Origin of the sequence: Amycolatopsis sp. NPDC101161 (genome assembly GCF_044768185.1) — a bacterium.
Taxonomy (GTDB): domain Bacteria; phylum Actinomycetota; class Actinomycetes; order Mycobacteriales; family Pseudonocardiaceae; genus Amycolatopsis.
The window spans coordinates 645,686-662,896 of the sequence record NZ_JBIWPI010000004.1 but is presented as its reverse complement, the minus strand read 5'-3'; the positions used below and the strand labels follow the sequence as shown (position 1 = coordinate 662,896).

Annotated in this window: 12 protein-coding genes; 10 read left to right on the top strand and 2 right to left on the bottom strand. The window is 71.2% G+C overall.

What is annotated here, in order from left to right:
• The first annotated feature begins 84 nt into the window (after positions 1–84).
• The 10 genes from ACIRSS_RS30735 (at position 85) to ACIRSS_RS30690 (ending at position 14,878) form a co-directional block, all read left to right on the top strand.
• Positions 85–1,446: an exopolysaccharide biosynthesis protein gene (locus tag ACIRSS_RS30735; RefSeq protein WP_400900888.1), complete on the top strand. Its 1,362-nt coding sequence runs from the start codon at positions 85–87 to the stop codon at positions 1,444–1,446.
• Entirely contained in the window at positions 1,443–3,200 is a 1,758-nt protein-coding gene (locus tag ACIRSS_RS30730) for a Wzz/FepE/Etk N-terminal domain-containing protein (RefSeq protein WP_400900886.1), read from the top strand. Before ACIRSS_RS30735 ends, ACIRSS_RS30730 begins: the two co-directional genes overlap by 4 nt.
• A 36-nt stretch (positions 3,201–3,236) precedes the next feature.
• Positions 3,237–5,147 carry an asparagine synthase (glutamine-hydrolyzing) gene (asnB, locus tag ACIRSS_RS30725; protein WP_400900884.1) on the top strand — a complete coding sequence of 637 codons (1,911 nt, stop codon included), beginning with the start codon at positions 3,237–3,239 and terminating at the stop codon, positions 5,145–5,147.
• Positions 5,144–7,321: a bi-domain-containing oxidoreductase gene (locus ACIRSS_RS30720; RefSeq protein WP_400900882.1), complete on the top strand. Its 2,178-nt coding sequence runs from the start codon at positions 5,144–5,146 to the stop codon at positions 7,319–7,321. Before asnB ends, ACIRSS_RS30720 begins: the two co-directional genes overlap by 4 nt.
• Before the next feature lie 52 nt (positions 7,322–7,373).
• Positions 7,374–9,320 (top strand): alginate lyase family protein, encoded by a 1,947-nt coding sequence (locus tag ACIRSS_RS30715; protein ID WP_400900880.1) that lies wholly within the window; start codon positions 7,374–7,376, stop codon positions 9,318–9,320.
• Between the two features lie 9 nt (positions 9,321–9,329).
• On the top strand, positions 9,330–10,853 hold the full coding sequence (locus ACIRSS_RS30710) for a right-handed parallel beta-helix repeat-containing protein (RefSeq protein WP_400900878.1): 1,524 nt from the start codon (positions 9,330–9,332) through the stop codon (positions 10,851–10,853).
• A gap of 1 nt (position 10,854) precedes the next feature.
• Positions 10,855–12,108 carry an O-antigen ligase domain-containing protein gene (locus tag ACIRSS_RS30705; RefSeq protein WP_400900876.1) on the top strand — a complete coding sequence of 418 codons (1,254 nt, stop codon included), beginning with the start codon at positions 10,855–10,857 and terminating at the stop codon, positions 12,106–12,108.
• Positions 12,105–13,280: a glycosyltransferase gene (locus tag ACIRSS_RS30700; protein ID WP_400900874.1), complete on the top strand. Its 1,176-nt coding sequence runs from the start codon at positions 12,105–12,107 to the stop codon at positions 13,278–13,280. The genes ACIRSS_RS30705 and ACIRSS_RS30700 overlap by 4 nt, the downstream gene beginning before the upstream one ends.
• Positions 13,277–13,924, top strand: a complete 648-nt coding sequence (locus ACIRSS_RS30695; protein WP_400900872.1) for a phosphatase PAP2 family protein — start codon at positions 13,277–13,279, stop codon at positions 13,922–13,924. Before ACIRSS_RS30700 ends, ACIRSS_RS30695 begins: the two co-directional genes overlap by 4 nt.
• A gap of 339 nt (positions 13,925–14,263) precedes the next feature.
• Entirely contained in the window at positions 14,264–14,878 is a 615-nt protein-coding gene (locus ACIRSS_RS30690) for a maleylpyruvate isomerase family mycothiol-dependent enzyme (protein WP_400900870.1), read from the top strand.
• Here the strand turns inward: ACIRSS_RS30690 and ACIRSS_RS30685 are convergent.
• Together ACIRSS_RS30685 and ACIRSS_RS30680 are read right to left on the bottom strand one after the other, a co-directional pair.
• Positions 14,865–15,479: an HAD family hydrolase gene (locus ACIRSS_RS30685; protein ID WP_400900868.1), complete on the bottom strand. Its 615-nt coding sequence runs from the start codon at positions 15,477–15,479 to the stop codon at positions 14,865–14,867. The genes ACIRSS_RS30690 and ACIRSS_RS30685 overlap by 14 nt on opposite strands.
• 167 nt (positions 15,480–15,646) lie before the next feature.
• Complete coding sequence (locus tag ACIRSS_RS30680) at positions 15,647–17,128, bottom strand: right-handed parallel beta-helix repeat-containing protein (protein ID WP_400900866.1); 1,482 nt, start codon at positions 17,126–17,128, stop codon at positions 15,647–15,649.
• Positions 17,129–17,211: the final 83 nt, after the last annotated feature.

Sequence of the window (17,211 nt, the reverse complement as noted above, 5' to 3'; positions counted from 1 at the left end):
CGTGTAACCAAAGCTCCCGGTCCGACGACGGTTCGGGTAACCGGCCGATCAAGTACAGATCCGTTCGGCGTACCCGGCTCAGGAATGGAGATACCGCCGTTGACTGACGACACGGTGCGCCTGGCCCTGGTCGGGCAGGTTCTGAAACGACGATGGCGGCTGCTGGCCGCCCTAGCCGTCCTGGGAGCGCTGGTGGGCGCGGGCGCGTCGCTGCTGCTCTCACCCGGCTACAAGACGTCGTCGAGCGTCCTGCTGCAGGGACCGCGGCAGGCGGACGAGCTGCTGACGCAGGCGGAGGTCGCGACCAGCTCGGTCGTCCTCGACCGCGCCGCCGCGCAGCTGCCCTGGCACCCGAGCGGCGCCGACCTGAAGAAGCAGGTCACCACGTCCGTCGCGAACGGCAACGTCGTGGCGATCACCGTCTCGGCCGACACCGCCGAGCACGCCCAGCAGCTCGCCGACCAGATCGCGCAGCAGTTCGTCAAGTACTCGACGCAGCTGGCCAGCAACTCCGCGGACGCCTCGGTGCAGCTCGCCCAGGAGCAGCGCGAGTCGCTGCGCAACCAGGTCAAGCTGACCACCGAGAAGATCAGCGACATCGCCAAGGGCGTCGGCGGCGACCTGACCGTCGAAAGCGTCCAGGTCCGCACCCAGCTCGAAGGCCTGCGGACGTCGCTGGAGCAGGCCATCAACGACCTCAACCAGGCCGACCTCGCGACCGGCATCGGCAACACCGTCGTGCTCGGGCCGTCCGAGCGCCCGGCCGGGCCGGCCGCCCCGACGCTGGTGCAGCTGGTCGCCGGCGGCGCGGTGCTGTTCTTCCTCGCCGGCGTGATCGGCCACCTGTTCACCGCCCGGTCCGACCGGCGGCTGCGCGGCGAGCCGGAGATCGCCTCGGCGCTCGGCTCGCCGATCCTCGCCGGCGTCGACGTCACGACGCCGCAGGGCGACCGCCTTCCGGCGACCGGCCTCCTCGGCAAGGTGCGACGGCTGCTCGGCAGCGACCGGCCCTGGGTGCTGCCGCCGATCGCGACGTCGGCCGACGAGGTCAACCGCGACATCCGCTACCGCCGCGTGCTGGCCCGGCTGGCCACCGGCCCCGCCGACGTCCTGCTGCTCGTGGCCGACGACGACGAGACCGGCAAGCTGGCCGCCGGTCAGCTCGCCGAGCTGGCCGACCGGCTGTCGGTGCCGCTGCGAACCTTCGAGTTCACCGCCGGGCGGCCGACGGTGCCGGACGCCGGACCCGGCTCCGGCGTCCTGGTCGTGCTCAGTGCTGGCTCCCGCACCGCGTGGGAGCTCGTCCGGCTCGCCGAGGCCTGCGCCGACGCCGGCCAGGAGGTCGTCGGTGCCGTCCTCACCCATCCGGTCCGGCCGGCCGGGAAGCCGGAGAAACCCGAACCCGCGGCGGAAGCCCCCGAGAAAGCCCTGGCAGGTTCGGCGTGAGCACTCCCACGGAAACCGCGCCGCTGGTCGACCTCCAGCGCCTCTTCGTCACCATCCGCCGTCGCAAGCGCCTCTGGCTGGCCACGGCCCTGCTCGGGCTGATCGCCGGCGCCGCGGTGGCGGTCGTGCTGCCGGCGCCGCCGACCGCGGTCACCAAGGTGATCGTGGTCCACCAGGACGACTCGCCGACCGACAGCGGCACGCTGATGCGCACCGACGTCGCCGTGCTCTCGACGACCAACATCGCCGAAGGCGCGCTGAAGAAGCTGGGCAGCACCGAGTCGGCCGAAGACTTCATGAAGAACTACGCCGGGCTGGGCCTGACGAACAACGTCATGCAGATCACCGTGAAGGCCAAGAGCGACGCCGAAGCCGTGGCGCAGGCGAAGGCGCTGGCCGACACGTTCATCGCCGACCACGTCCAGCGCAGCCAGGCGGCCGCGGCCGCCCAGTCCAAGGCCATCCTCGACCAGCGGAAGAACGCCCAGGACGAGCTGACCAAGGTCGACCAGCAGATCTCCGACGAGACCGGCAAGGGCCGCAACGCCAACGCCAGCACCCTCGAAGGCCTCTACGGCCGCCGCGCGGCGCTCGCGTCGCAGATCTCCGACTTCGACTCGCGCGCCCAGCAGGCCGGCATCGGCAGCCCGCAGGTCGCCGCGGGCACCCAGATCGTCGACGCGCCGCGCGCGCTGCCCAAGGCGTTCCTCAAGACCACCGCGACCAACGCCGGCATCGGCTTCGCGCTCGGCCTGGCCGTGGGGCTGGCGTTCGCCGCCGTCGGCGCGGTCTCGCGCGACCGGCCGGTGCTGCGCCGCGAGATCTCCACGCACCTCGGCGCGTCCGTGCTCGCCCAGCTGCCGGCCAAGCCGCGCGGCCCGGCGCGGCTGTGGCGGCGCTCGCGCGCGGTGTCCGAACGCCAGCGCGTCGCCACGACGCTGGTGCGCGCGATCAAGAAGGACAAGCCCCAGGTGTCGCTGCTGGAGCTCGGCGCCCCGAAGGTCGCCGCCGCGCTCGCCCTCGACATCGCCGAGGAGCTGGCCGCCGACGGCAAGGCGAGCGTCCTCGACGACCTGCCGGGCGAGGACGTCCGCAAGCTCGTCACCGAGACGAAGAGCGAGGTCGCCGTCGTCGGCGCCGGTGATCCGGCCGCCGAGCCGGACGAGCGCCGGGTCGGCGTCGGCACGGTGTCGCCGGGCACGGCGTGGACCGATCTGGAGCACCTCGGCAAGGAAACCGTGCTGGTCGTCAAGGCCGGGCACGCGAACACGCTGTGGCTGCACACGGTGGCGCGGCAGCTCGCCGACCAGCAGATCCCGATCGTCGGCGTGGTGCTGGTCGACCCCGACCCGCGTGACAAGTCCGACGGCACGCTGTGGGACGGCCTGCACACGGCCCTGCGCGGCCGGGCGAAATCGGCACCCGCGGTGCACCGCGTCTCGGTCGTCGAGCACGAGGACCGCATCGACGAACTGGCCGCCCGCATCGCCGAGCGCGTCGCGGTCGTCGATCCGCCGACACGCCGGATCACGCCGGTCCGGCCGGTCGCGCCGCCGCCGGCCAAGCCGCCCGCGCCGCTGCCGGAACCCGGCAAGGTCAGCGTCCCGGACCACCTGGACGCGCCAACGAAGAAGTTCGCCCCGGTCAAGCCGCCGAAGCGGCCGACGCCGTTCAAGCGCGACCACGCCGAACCGACGCACAAAGGCGAGCTGAACGCCGGGCTCGAGCCCGAGAAAAGCGCGGAAGTCTCCTGACTCCCGCACGCCGCGAATGAAGGGGACCCACTCGAGATGTGCGGCATCGCAGGCACCTACCTCTGGCCGGACGGCGGGCCGCTCACCGACCGGCTGACCAAGACGCTGGCCCACCGCGGGCCGGACGGCTCCGGCCGCTACGACCACGCGGTCGGCGACGGATCCGTCCACTTGGGACACCGGCGGCTCTCGATCGTCGACCTGACCGAGACCGGCGCCCAGCCGATGGTCCTCGACGGCCTCGCGCTGAGCTACAACGGCGAGCTGTACAACGCGCCCGAGCTGCGAGCCGAGCTTTCCGCGGCCGGCGTGCGCTTCCGCGGCACGTCCGACACCGAGGTGCTGCTGCAGGCGTGGCGGCGCTGGGGCACCGACTGCCTGCCGAAGCTGCGCGGGATGTTCGCCTTCGCCATGTTCGAGGAGGGCACGGGCGAGCTGTTCCTGGTCCGCGACCAGCTGGGCATCAAGCCGCTGTTCTTCGTCCAGCGGGGCGGCGGGGTCGCCTTCGCGTCCGAGCTGAAGGCCCTCGCCGGTGAGCTGGGCGGTTCGCTGCAGATCGACAGCGGTGCGCTGATCGCGTCGCTGCTCTACTACTGGGTGCCGGACAGCCGGTGCGCCTACCAGGGCGCGGAGAAGCTGCCGCCGGGCACGTGGCTGCGCTGCCGCCCGGACGGCCAGGTCGACCGCGGCCGCTTCTGGTCGCTGCGCGAGGTCGCCGAGGAGGGCGCGGCCTTCGACGGCGAGGTCGACCTGCACGCCGTGATCGCGGAGTCGACCGCCAAGCACCTGATCTCCGACGTCCCGGTGGCGACGTTCCTCTCGGGCGGCCTGGACTCCAGCTACCTGACGGCGCTGGCCGCGCGTTCGCAGCCGGGGATTTCGGCTTACACCATCGGGTTCCGCGCCGAGGACGCCAAGTTCGAGGCCATGCCGGACGACCTCAAGTACGCCCGGATCGTGGCGCAGCAGTTCGGCGTCGACCTCCACGAGATCGAGATCGCGCCGCAGGTCCTCGACCTGCTGCCGAAGATGACCTACCACCTCGACGAGCCGATCGGCGACCCGGCGGCGATCAACTCGTTCCTGATCTGCTCGGCCGCGCGCGAGGCCGGCGTCAAGGTGATGCTGTCCGGGATGGGCGCCGACGAGCTGTTCGCCGGCTACCGCAAGCACCTCGCGAACCTGATCGCGTTGCGCTACCACAAGGTGCCGGGCGCGGTCCGGAAGCCGGTCGAGTCCATTGTGGACCGGCTGCCGGTGGCGTCGGCCAAGCGCGGGTACCGGTCGGTGCGGTTCGCGAAGCGGTTCCTGTCCTTCGCGGGCCTGCCCGAGGAGACGGCGTTCCGGCGCAGCTACACGATGTACGACCGGACCGAGCTGCTCGACCTGGTGAACCCGGACCTCGCGCCGGTCGTCGACGACGTCCTCACCGAGCACGCCGACACGTACAACGACCAGGCGCTCGACGACTTCGTCAACCGCATGTGCCTGGCCGACTCGCGGCTGTTCCTGCCCGGCCTGAACCTGACCTACACGGACCGTTCGACGATGGCGGCGTCCACCGAGGTGCGGACGCCGTTCGTCGACGTCGAGGTGGTTCGCGCCGCCTTCAAGATCCCGGGGAACAAGAAGATCGTCGGCCGCGCCGGCAAGGTCGCGCTGAAGAACGCGGCGCTGAACATCCTGCCCAGCGAGATCGTGCACCGGCCGAAGGGCCTGTTCAGCGCGCCGCTGCGGGCGTGGATGAGCCGCGACCTGGCGCCGCTGGTGCGCGAAGTCGTCAACGAAGGCGTGCTCGTTTCTTCGGGATTTCTGCAGCGCGAGGCGTTGCAGCGCATGGTCGCCGAGGACGCCGCCGGTCAGGAAGACCGCGGCAAGCACCTCTGGCACGTCTTGACCCTTGAGTACTGGTACCGGAACGCGATGTCTGGAGCGGGAGCGAAGTGAAGCAGGTAGTCCAGAACTACAAGAGCGGGGAACTGGCGCTCCTCGAGGTCCCCGAGCCCGCCTGCAAGCCGGGTGGCGTGCTGGTGCGGACGGTGTACTCGCTGATCTCGACCGGCACCGAGATGATGAAGGTGTCCGAGGCCAGCCTGTCCCTGGTGGGCAAGGCGAAGGCCCGCCCGGACCAGGTGGCGAAGGTGATGCAGAGCGTCGCCACGAACGGCCTTTCGGCGACCTACCGCAAGGTCACGTCCAAACTGGACTCCTACACCCCGCTCGGCTACTCGCTGTGCGGCATCGTCGAGCAGGTCGGCGACGGCATCACCGACGTCGCCGTCGGCGACCTCGTGGCCTGCGCGGGCAACGAGCACGCACTGCACTCCGAGCTGAACTGGGTGCCCAAGAACCTCTACTCCCGCGTGCCCAACGGCGTCGACCCGCGGCACGCGGCGTTCGGCACCGTCGGGTCGATCGCCATGCAGGGTGTCCGCCGCGGCGAGCCGCAGATCGGCGACGTCGCCCTGGTCATCGGCCTCGGCCTGATCGGCCAGCTGGTCGTCCAGCTGCTGACGTCGTCCGGCGTGCGCGTGGTCGGCGTCGACCCGGACCCCGAGCGCTGCAAGCTCGCCGAGAGCCTCGGCGCGCTGACCTGCGCGCACCCGGCGTCCGGCATCGTCGACACCGCGGTGGACGAGCTGACCCACGGCGCGGGCGTCGACCAGACGTACCTCGCGGCCGGCGGCAACACGAACGACCCGGTGGAGCTGGCCGCGAAGCTGTCGCGCGACCGCGGCCGCGTGATCGACATCGGCAAGTGCAAGCTCGACCTGCCGTGGAACGCCTACTACGAGAAGGAACTGGACGTCCGGTTCTCGCGGTCCTACGGGCCGGGCCGCTACGACCCGTCGTACGAGCTGGAGGGGCGCGACTACCCGATCGGCCAGGTCCGCTGGACCGAGCGCCGCAACCTCGAGTGCGTCCTCGACCTGATCGCGCGCGACCGGCTGGACGTCGAGCCGCTGATCACGCACGTCTCGGACTTCTCTGACGCCGTTTCGACGTACCAGTCGTTGAACGAGGGGTCGCTGAAGGCGGTGGCGGTGCTGTTCCGCTACCCGGACGCGGTCGCCCGGACGGAGCCCGTGGTCACGTCCGCGCGGGTCGGCGTGGCGTCGTCTTCGCCTGCCGCGTTGCCGGCGGGGCAGCCGGTGCGCCTCGGCTTCATCGGCGCGGGCAACTACGCGTCGTCGATGCTGCTGCCGCACCTGGCCGAGCGCGCGGACGTGCAGCTCAAGCACGTCGCGACGACGTCGGCGCTGTCGGGCGCCAACGCCCGCCGCAAGTTCGGCTTCGCGGCGGCGTCTACCGACATCGACGACGTGCTGGGCGACTCCTCGATCGACGCGGTGTTCGTCGTGACGCGGCACAGCTCGCACGCGGAGCTGACCCGGCAGGCGTTGCTGGCGGGCAAGACGGTGTTCGTCGAGAAGCCGCTGGCGCTGTCGCCTTCGGAGCTGCAGAAGGTCCTGGACGCGATCGAGGAGTCGGGCAACGACCGGCTCCAGGTCGGCTTCAACCGCCGGTTCGCACCGCTGCTGCACGAGGCCCGCGACCAGTTCGGCCCGCGCGTCGGCCCGGCGACGGTCCGCTACCTGGTCAACGCCGGCCGCCTCGACCACGGCAGCTGGTACAACCAGACGGACTCGGAAGGTTCCCGCTTCGCCGGCGAGGGCGGCCACTTCATCGACACGGTGAGCTGGCTCCTCGACGCCGACCCGGTCTCGGTGTACGCGACGGGCGACGTCCAGGTGACCCTCGGCTACCCGGACGGTTCGACGGCGGTCATCACGTACGCGGAGACGGGCTCATCGGGCTTCCCGAAGGAGACACTGGACCTCACGGCCGACGGCAAGGTCCTCAAGTTCGACGACTTCGTCCGCGCATCGGTGTACTCGCGCAAGAAGTGGGCGAGCTCCCGGATCCCGAAGGGCCGCGACAAGGGCCAGGCCGCGGAGGTCAACGCGTTCCTGGAGGCGGTGCGCTCCGGTGGGCCGATGCCGATCTCGGTGGCCTCCCTGGCGGCGACAACGCTGGCGACGTTGGCGGCGCAGACGAGCGTCGCGAACGCGGCCCCGGTCCGGATCGAGCTGCCGGCCAAGGCGGGTGCCCCGGCATGACAAGCGTCGCGCCGAGCCGGCCGGAGCTGTTGCCGGAGGAAGGTGCCCGGCCATGATGGGTCCCGGCTGGTACCTGCGGCGGCTGTCCCGGATGGGGCCGGCGGAGGTCGTCGGCCGTGCTCGGCACGCCGTTGTCCAGCGGCAGTGGCGGACCGCGCTGCCGACCCCGCCCGATTGGCCGGCGCACCCGCGCTTCACCGCCGTGCTGCCCCCCGGCGCGCTCGACAACGTGTCCGGTGAGGCCGTCAAGCGGCTGCTGGCCACCGCCGACGAGCTGCTCGCCGGCCGCGCCGAGTACTTCGGCGTGGTCCGCTCGGACCTGGACACACCGGACTGGTTCCTCGACCCCAAGACCGGCCGCCGGGCGCCGTCCGAGCCGTACGCCTTCGACGTCCCGTACCGCTCGGAAGACACCGTCGGCGACATCAAGCAGATCTGGGAGCCGTCGCGCCACCAGCACCTGACCGTGCTGGCCGCGGCCTACGCCCTCACCGGCTCCGCGGCCTACGCCGAACGCGTGGCCGAGCACCTGCGCTCGTGGTGGGCGGAGAACCCGCCGTTGCGCGGCCCGCACTGGATCAGCGGCATCGAGCTGGGCATCCGGCTCCTGTCCTGGGTCTGGACCCGCCGCCTGCTCGACGGCTGGGCCGGCGTCGGCGACCTGTTCGAGGACAACCCGGACTTCCACCTCCAGCTGTGGCACCACCAGAACTGGCTGGCGACCCTGCGCAGCCACGGCTCGTCGGCGAACAACCACGTCATCGCCGAGGACACCGGGCTGCTCGCCGCGGCCTGCGCGTTCGGCTGGTTCCCGGAGTCCGCCGGCTGGCGGACCGAGGCCATGCGCTCGCTGGACGTCCAGCTCGCCCGCAACACCTTCCCCTCCGGGCTCAACGCCGAACTGGCGTCCGAGTACCACGGCCTGGTGCTGGAGCTCGGCCTCGCGGCGGCCGTGGAAGCCGACGCGGCCGGCACGCCGGTGCCGGACTCCACGTGGGACGTCCTGCTCCGGATGACCGACGCTCTCGCGTCCATTGTGGACAACCGGCTCCGCCCGCCGCGGCAGGGCGACGCCGACGACGGCTTCGGCCTGATCGTCGACGGCGTCGAGACCGACCGCTGGGCGTCGCTGCTCGCGACCGGCGAGGCGCTGTTCGGCCGCCTGGAGTGGTGGCCGCCGGTGCCGGGCGACGACGTCCGCACGCCGCTGCTGGCCGCGCTGGTCTCCCGGACACCCCGCGCGTCGGGCGTCCGGCCCGGTCGCCGTCCCGCACACCTGCGGGACGCGGGCATGACGATCCTGCGCTCGGGCCGGATCTGGGCCCGCTGCGACGGCGGGCCGCACGGCTTCCTGTCGATCGCCGCGCACGCCCACGCGGACGCGCTGTCGGTCGAGGTGCGCCACGACGGCGTCGACGTCCTCGCCGACCCGGGCACCTTCTGCTACCACGGCGAGCCGCGGTGGCGGTCGTACTTCCGCTCCACGCTCGGCCACAACACCCTCGAACTGGACGGGACCGACCAGTCGGTGTCCGGCGGCCCGTTCCTGTGGACGCGGCACGCGGTCACGAAGGTGCTGGCCGTCGAGACGCCGTCGAGCGGGCCCTCCCGCTGGACGGCGGCCCACGACGGCTACGCGCCCGCGGTCCACCGCCGCACGGTCGAGCTCGACGGCGATGTGCTGAAGATCGTCGACGAGGTGCTCGGCGAGACCCGCCCGGCCGCGCGCCTGGCGTTCCACCTCGGCCCGGCGATCACCGTCCGGCTCGAAGGGAACGTCGCCCACCTGCGGTGGCAGGGCGCCGCCACGGGGTCCGTGGCCCCGGTGCACACCGCGGTCGTGGAGCTGCCGTCCGAGTTGTCGTGGAGCGCCCACCGCGGTGAGATCGAGCCACCCCTCGGCTGGTACTCCGCGGGCTTCGGCCGCAAGGAACCCTCGACCACGCTCGTCGGCTCCGGGACCCCCGGACACCTCACCACCCTGCTCCGCTTCAGTTAGGACCCGCCCGTGACAGCCCGCCGCTTCCGACTCCGCCGTGCCGCTCCGCTGCTCGGCGTCCTCCTCACGGTCGCGGCGTGCTCGGGCGGACCCGACACCGAAGGCCCGGCGCAGGCGACCCCGGCTCCCAGCGGGTCGGTCGCCGCGGTGTGCGACAAGGAGCCGGCCGGCCCGGCGACGGCGCCGGCGGGCGCGGTCGTCGTCGACCCGGCCGTGCCGGGCGACCTCGCCACGAAGACCCGCGCGGCCGGCCCGGGCACGACGTTCTGGCTGAAGCCGGGCAAGCACATCCTCGGCGACGACAAGTACGACCAGGTGACCCCGAAGGACGGCGATGTCTACATCGGCGCCCCCGGCGCGGTCGTCGACGGCCGCAAGATCAACCAGTACGCGTTCACCGGCCACGGGACGAACGTCAAGCTCACCTACCTGACCGTCCAGGGCTTCGCGGCGCCGCGCGACGAAGGCGTGGTCAACCACGACTCCGGCGACGGCTGGGTGATCGAGCACTCGACCGTCCAGGACAACGACGGCGCCGGCCTGATGGCGGGCGCGCGCCAGCAGGTGCGCGGCAACTGCCTGCGCCGCAACGGCCAGTACGGGATCAACGCCTTCTCCGGCAGCACCCCGATCACCGCGCTGGTCGTCGAGGGCAACGAGATCGCCGGCAACAACACCGGCGACTGGGAAGCGAAGATCGACGGCTGCGGCTGCACCGGCGGCGTCAAGTTCTGGGACGTCAACGGCGCCGACGTGCGCGGCAACTGGGTGCACGACAACCACGGCACCGGCTTGTGGGCCGACACGAACAACAACGACTTCCTCATCGAGGGCAACCTCATCGAGAACAACGACAGCGCCGCGATCATCTACGAGATCAGCTACAACGCGATCATCCGCGACAACACGATCCGCAAGAACAACTGGGTCGACGGCCGCCGGTACGCCGACAAGAGCGACAACTTCCCGACCTCGGCGGTCTACATCTCCGAGTCCGGCGGCGAGCCGCGGATCAAGGCGCGGACGGCGAAGCTCGAGATCTCCCGCAACTACCTGGAGAACAACTGGTCCGGGATCACGTTGTGGGAGAACGCCGACCGCTACTGCAACAGCCCGGCGAACACCTCCTCCGGCGACTGCACCCGGCTGGTCCAGAACGTCAAGCAGTGCGCGGCCCCGGCCATCGCGAGCGGGCCGCTGCTGAGCGACTGCCGCTGGAAGACCCAGCACGTCGACATCCACGACAACAAGTTCGTCCTCGACCCGGCCGTGGTCGGTTGCCAGGCCTCGTGCGGGCGGATGGGCCTGCTGTCGAACTTCGGCAGTTACCCGGACTGGTCGCCGTACAAGGGTGACGTCGTCCAGGAGGCGATCACCTACAAGCAGGACAACCACTGGCACGACAACAGCTACGCCGGCCCGTGGACGTTCATCGCCTACACCACCGACCGCGTCCTCGAGATCGGCGAGTGGGAAGGCGGGCCGTACTCGCAGGACACCGGCAGCACGTTCACCGCGCAGGGTGGGGGCTGACATGGCGACGCAGACCGGCATCGCGGGCATCCGCGGCGACGCCGCGACCGAACCCGCCTCGGCGACGCCGAAGTGGGCGGGCCTGGCGTGGGCGCTGCTGATCCTCAACACGCTCGGCTCGACCGGCGCGAAGACGGTCATCCCCCTCCCGCGGTCGGTCAGCCAGCTGGTGACCATGGGCTCGCTGATGACGGCGTTCGTGATCGCGCTGGTGCTGAACAAGCACCTGCGGATCCGGCCGAGCGCGTACCTGCTCCTGCTGACGTTGCTGCTGGGCTCGAGCGTTCTCGCCAGCATCGACCTCAAGGAGGGCGCCGGCGCGCTGTTCCGGTGCTTCCGGCTCACGGTGTTCGTCTCCACGCTCTGGTTGCTGACTCGCTGGTGGGACGGCGGGTTCAGCTTCGTCCGCTACCACATCCGGACGTACGGCATCGTGCTCGCGTCGGTGGCGATCGGCCTGGTGATCTCCCCGGGCAACGCGATGCCGGACATCTACGGCGGCCGGCTTTCGGGCGCGATCTGGCCGCTCACTCCGCCGCAGATCGGCCAGTACGCGGCGGTCATCGCCGGGCTCACGCTCCTCCTCTGGTTCGGGCGCCGCACGACGTGGCGCAGCGCGGTGTTCATCGTGGTGCCGGTGGTCGGGCTGCTGATGCTCACGCACACCCGCACGGCGACGCTCGGCCTGATCGCCGGGCTGGCCGTGGCCTTCCTCTCGATGCTGCTGACCAGCGCCCGCGCGCGGAAGGTGTTCGCGTGGACGGTCGGCGTCGGCGGGCTCGCCGGCGTCGTCCTGGCGGGCGCGCTGCAGGCGTGGTTCCTGCGCGGGCAGAGCGCGGACAACTTCTCCAGCCTCACCGGCCGCGCGAAGGTGTGGGACGCGCTGCTGGAGGCCCCGCGGACGACGTCGGAGTACATCTTCGGGGTCGGGCTGACGGACAAGTCCTACGACGGCCTCCCGATCGACAACAGCTGGCTGGCGATCTACCACGAGCAGGGCTTCGTCGGGATCGCGCTGGTGGCGGGGTTCCTCCTCACGTTGGCGGTGGTGGCCGTGCTGCGGCCGCCGTCGCTGGCTCGCGCGTGCGCGATCTTCCTGATCACCTACTGCATTTCGGCCTCCTACACCGAAGCCGGTCTCGGCGACGCGTCGCCGTACCTGCTGCATCTGGCTTTGGCCGCGTCGCTGCTGGTCCGCGGGGTGCCGCAGTCCGACGAACAAGCATTCATCCCGGCGAAGGGGACAGTCGCGTGAAGGTGCTCGTGGTGCACAACCGGTACCGGTCCGAGCAGCCGAGCGGCGAGAACAACGTCGTCGACGCCGAGGTGACGCTCCTCGCCGAGGGCGGCCACCAGGTGTCGCTGTTCGAACGCCGCAGCGACGACATCGCGTCGATGCCGACGGTCCGCAAGGCCGCGGTGCCGCTGACCGTGCCGTGGAACCCGGCGGTGCGCAAGGAGCTCGCCACCCGGCTGCGAGCCTTGCGCCCGGATGTCGTGCACATCCACAACACGTTTCCGCTGCTGTCGCCGTCGGTGGTCGCGGCCTGCGCGGACGCGGGGGTGCCCGCGGTCGCGACGCTCCACAACTACGGGATGGTCTGCCCACCCGGCACGCTCCACCGCGACGGCCGCATCTGCACCGACTGCGTCGGCGGCCTGCCGCTGCCGGCGGTCCAGCACGGCTGCTACCGCGGGTCGCGCGTGGCGACGCTCCCGATGGCGGCGAGCACGGCCGCGAACCGGCGCCGGTGGTGGACGGGCGTTTCGCGGTTCTTCTGCATTTCGGCGGCCCAACGTGACCTCCTGGTGTCGGCCGGGATGCCCGGCGAGCGGATGGCGGTGAAGCACAACTTCGTCACCGACCCCGGTGTCCGCCGCACCGGCGACGGCAAGCACGTGCTGTTCCTCGGCCGCGTCACCGAGGAAAAAGGGGTCGGCCTGCTGATGCGGGCGTGGGACCGGCTCGGCGGCGCCCTGGGCGTGCCGCTGGTCATCGCCGGTACCGGTCCGATGCAGGACGAGGTCGCGACGTGGGCGGCCCGCCGCGCTGACGTGTCGTACGTCGGCCTCCAGAACAAGGCGGAGTGCCGTGCGCTGACGGCCGACGCGCTGGCGGTGGTGGCACCGTCGACGTGGCTGGAGGCGTTCGGCCTGGTGGTGGTCGAGGCGATGGCCGCGGGGGTGCCCACGGTCGCGGCGGCCCACGGCGCCTTCCCGGAACTGGTGGACGACGGCGTGACCGGCCTCCTGCACACGCCGAACGACGAGGCATCGCTCGCGGACCGGCTCCGTGAGGTGGCCGGCGACCGCAACGGCGAGATGGGCGACGCGGCCCGCGTCCGGTACGAGAAGGACTTCACCCCGGCGGTCGGGCTCGACCGGTTGATCGCGGGATACGAGGCAGCGATCGAGGCGCACGGGTGAGGCAGCAGGTCCGGACGGCGCCCGCGGCCCTGCCGGCCGCGATGCGCACGCCGCTGGCGATGACGGCTGCCTTGGCGACGGCGGTCCTGGTGGCGCTCGGCATCCTCCACTTCCACGACTCGGGGTTGACCGGAATCGACGCGGCGCTGCTCCCGTCCATCGACGGCGTCCAGCCGCCCTGGCGCTACGCGGCGCTGGTCATCGACTTCGGTGGCGAGCCGGTGGGATCGACGGTCCTGGTAGCGCTGCTCGCGGTGGTGTGCTTCCTGGTCCACCGGCTCCGGGCGGCGGTGCTGACGGTGCTCGGAGTGGTGGTCACGGTGGCGGTGACGACGGTGCTGAAGCCGATCGTGGGCCGCAAGATCCATGGGGAGTTCCTTTCCTATCCGAGCGGGCACACGGCGTTGGCCACTGCGCTGGCGTTGGTGATCGGGTTGCTGCTGGTCGATCGGCTGGGGTTGGGGCGGGTCGCCGGGGTGGTCTTGGTCCTGGGCTTGGCGTTGGTCGCCGGGATTGTGATGGGGTGGGCTGAGGTGGCGCTGGGGGCGCACTATCCGACGGATGCGGTGGGTGGGTTCTGTGCCGCGCTGGCCGCGGTTCCGGCGACGGGGTGGGTAGTGGACAGGTCGGCCGACCGGCTCTGACTCCGGGTGGGCTTGGGAGGGCCGCGCGCCTTTGTCAGTCGCCCGCGCGCAGCACGGCTGACGCTCGTGGGTGCGGCGCCTAGACGACTGGCTGACGGCTGACCTGGGCCGCGAAGGCGGGTTCGGCGACGGGCTCCGGACAGGCGGCCGCCGGTTTGTCGGTGGAGTGGTTCGGTCGTGCGGGGATCGGTTCGCCTCGCGGAGGAGTCGCGGGCTCGATCCTTGCCCTTGCGGGCTCAGTCGGCCTCCTGGCCGGGGCCCCGTTGCGCTCGCTGGCCGGTGTCGGTCCTGGGCGGACCCGTTCGTCGGTGGGGTGACCTACCCTCGAAGGAGAGACCGATGATCCCAGACCTGATCGCCGCCGAACGGCGGGAGCTGGCCGCGCTGCTTGGTGACTTGTCGGCGGACGAGTGGGCGTCGCCCACCCTGTGTGCCGGGTGGCGGGTTCCGGAAGTCGTCGCCCACGTGACCATGCCCTTCCGGCTCTCGACCGGGCGGTTCGTGCGCGAGATGGTGAAGTCCGGCGGGCGCTTCAACCGGATGGCCGACCGCCTGGCTCGCCAGGAAGCCGCCGAGCTGTCGCGGGAAGCCTTGGTCGCCTCGCTGCGGGACAACGCCGGCCATCCCTGGCAGCCGCCCGGCGGTGGGCTGGTAGGTGCTCTCAGCCACGACGTGATCCACGGCCTCGACATCACCACTGCCCTCGGGCTGGACCGTCGCGTGCCCTTGGAGCGGCTCGAGATCGTTCTCGGCGCGACCAAGCCGAAGCAGGTGAAGTACTTCGGGACCGACCTCACCGGCGTCTGCCTGCGTGCCGACGACCTCGACTGGTCGTACGGCACCGGGACTCCGGTCACCGGCCTCGCCCAGGATCTGCTCCTGGTGCTCTGCAACCGGCGGCTTCCGGCCGGACGTCTTCGGGGCGAGCCGAGCGCGCGCTTCACCACGGTCTGAGTTCCTTCCGCAAAAGATCCATTGTGGACAGTCGAGCCGTGCCGTACCGCAGCGCCTGCAGGCCGGCGGCTCGCGCGGCCGAGACGTTCTCCGCGCGGTCGTCGATGAGGAGGATCCGGTCCGGCACCACGTCCAGGCGCCGGCACAGGATCGTGAACGCTTCGGGCGAAGGCTTGCGCACGCCGATGTCACCGCTGATGAACCAGTCGGTCAGGTACTCGCCGAGGCCGAAGCGTTCGCGCAGGAGCTTCGACCACTCGGTGACGTCGTTGCTCAGGCAACCGAGCCGCACTCCGGTGGCGTCGAGTTCGGCGAGGAGTGCGACCACACCCTCGGTCAGGCGGTGGTTCCGGCAGTACTCCTCGTCCGACGCGCCGGACGCGCCGGACGTCGCCCAGAAGTCCGCGGAGGACATCTTGCCGAGGCTGCATTCCCGGTACAGCTGCGCGATTTCTTCTCGGAGCAGCACGCAGCCGTGGCTGCGGAGGTAGGGGACGAGCAGCTCGCCGACGTCGTCGGCGGGCGAGTAGAGGACGCCCATCGCGTCGAACAGGACGACGTCGATCGCGTCGCGGTGGAGGGGTGCGGGAATGGCGGGCATGTCTCCGACGGTACCGAACACGCGTGCGAACGCCATCGCTGAAATGGGTGAAGTGCGTGCTGTCCGGAATTCGCCGTTCGCGACTTTTCCCTTTGACAGCAAGGAAAATCGCTATCGGCGACGCTGGTCGCGTCGAAAAGTGTCGGACCCCCTCGGCAAGCTCCTGATCAGCAGCCGACGGTCCCGCCGTCGAACGAAGAACACTCGTCCTGCGAGTAGGGCTCCACCCGCCAGCCCGCAGCGTCGACCGTCTTGGAGGTGTCATGCGCGACGAAGGTCCACGGCCCCGCATAGGAGTTGTCGTGCCAGCGGTTGCCCTGCCGGAAGGTGATCGCCTCTTCGACGACGGTTCCCTTGTAGGGGGACCAGTCCGGGAAGGTCCCGTAGTTCGACAGCAGGGCCATCCGCCCGCAGAGGCCGGTGCAGCCGAGCCGTCCGGGGTCGAAGCGGAAGGTGTTCCCGTGCACCTCCACCCGCTGGGTCTTCCAGCGGCAGTCGTCGTACGCCGGTGGCTTCTCGATCTTGCCCACGACGCACGACGACTTGGCGGCCACCTCGGTGCAGTAGCCGGTGGATGTGTTCGCCGGGCTGTTGCAGAAGCGGTCGGCGTTCTCCCACAAGGTGATCCCGGCCCAGTTGTCCTCGAAGGTGTTCCCGCTGATGTCGATCGACGACGTCCGCGCCGGCACGCGCGGTTCGCCGCCCGACTCCGACAGGTACACCGTCGCCGTCGGGAAGTTGTCGCCGCGCGACGCGAACGCGCGGCCCTGCGCGACGGTGTTGCCGCGGAAGGTGTTGCCGCGCAGCACGAGGTTGTAGCTGGTTTCGTAGAACAGCGCCTCGGCGTCGTTGGCCTCGAAGAGGTTGCCCTCGACGAGGAAGTCGTTGTTGTTCGTGTCGGCCCAGAGGCCGGCGCCGTGGTTGCCGTGGACCCAGTTGCCGGTGATGTCGGCCCCGTTCACGGCCCAGAACTTGGCGCCGCCGCTGCACCCGCAGCCGGGCACCTTGGCTTCCCAGTCGCCGGTGTTGTTGCCGGTGATCTCGTTGCCCTCCAGCACGAGCCCGGTGATGCCGTCGCCGGCCTGGTAGGCGTTCAGCCCGTACTGGCCGTTGTTCCGCAGGCAGCTGTGCCGGACGACTTGGCGCGCGCCGGCCATCAGCGCCGCGCCGGCGTTGTCCTCGATGGTCGTGTTCTCGATGAGCCAGCCGTCGCCGGAGTCGTGGTTGACCACGCCCTGGTCCTGGAGCGCGGCGAACCCGCGGATGGTGAGGCCGTGGAGTTCGACGTCGTGGGCGCGCTGGGTGAAGGCGGCGCGGTTGACGCCGCGGCCGTCGATGACCGCGCCCGGAGCGCCGAGGTAGACGTCGCCGTCCTTGGGGGCGACCTGGCCGAACTCGTCGGTGCCGAGCGTGTGGGTGCCGGGGCGGAGCCAGAAGGTGGTGCCGGGCGGGTTCGCCGCGGTCTTGGCCGAGAGGTCTCCGTCGACGCCCGGATCGACGGAGACGGCCCCGGGAGGAGCTTCCTCGTGCTCCGCGGGCTGGTGGTCGCACACCGGCCCGGGCCCGTCGGTGGCCCGCGCGACCACCGGGCAGGCCACGGCGATCAGGAGCGAGCAAGCGGCGACGAGAACCGCACGAGATCTGCCCATGGCAGGAAGTTACGCACGATCGGGCCGGAAAACAGTCACCCTGGAGTGTCCTCATCGGACCCAAGGGGTGAATCCGGCCCGCT

What these genes read in the sequence shown, in the direction of transcription:
- ACIRSS_RS30680 (WP_400900866.1), bottom strand. Translation starts at nt 17,128, where the DNA reads ATGGGCAGATCTCGTGCGGTTCTCGTCGCCGCTTGCTCGCTCCTGATC.
- ACIRSS_RS30685 (WP_400900868.1), bottom strand. Translation starts at nt 15,479, where the DNA reads ATGCCCGCCATTCCCGCACCCCTCCACCGCGACGCGATCGACGTCGTC.
- ACIRSS_RS30690 (WP_400900870.1), top strand. Translation starts at nt 14,264, where the DNA reads ATGATCCCAGACCTGATCGCCGCCGAACGGCGGGAGCTGGCCGCGCTG.
- asnB (WP_400900884.1), top strand. Translation starts at nt 3,237, where the DNA reads ATGTGCGGCATCGCAGGCACCTACCTCTGGCCGGACGGCGGGCCGCTC.
- ACIRSS_RS30705 (WP_400900876.1), top strand. Translation starts at nt 10,855, where the DNA reads ATGGCGACGCAGACCGGCATCGCGGGCATCCGCGGCGACGCCGCGACC.
- ACIRSS_RS30715 (WP_400900880.1), top strand. Translation starts at nt 7,374, where the DNA reads ATGATGGGTCCCGGCTGGTACCTGCGGCGGCTGTCCCGGATGGGGCCG.
- ACIRSS_RS30735 (WP_400900888.1), top strand. Translation starts at nt 85, where the DNA reads ATGGAGATACCGCCGTTGACTGACGACACGGTGCGCCTGGCCCTGGTC.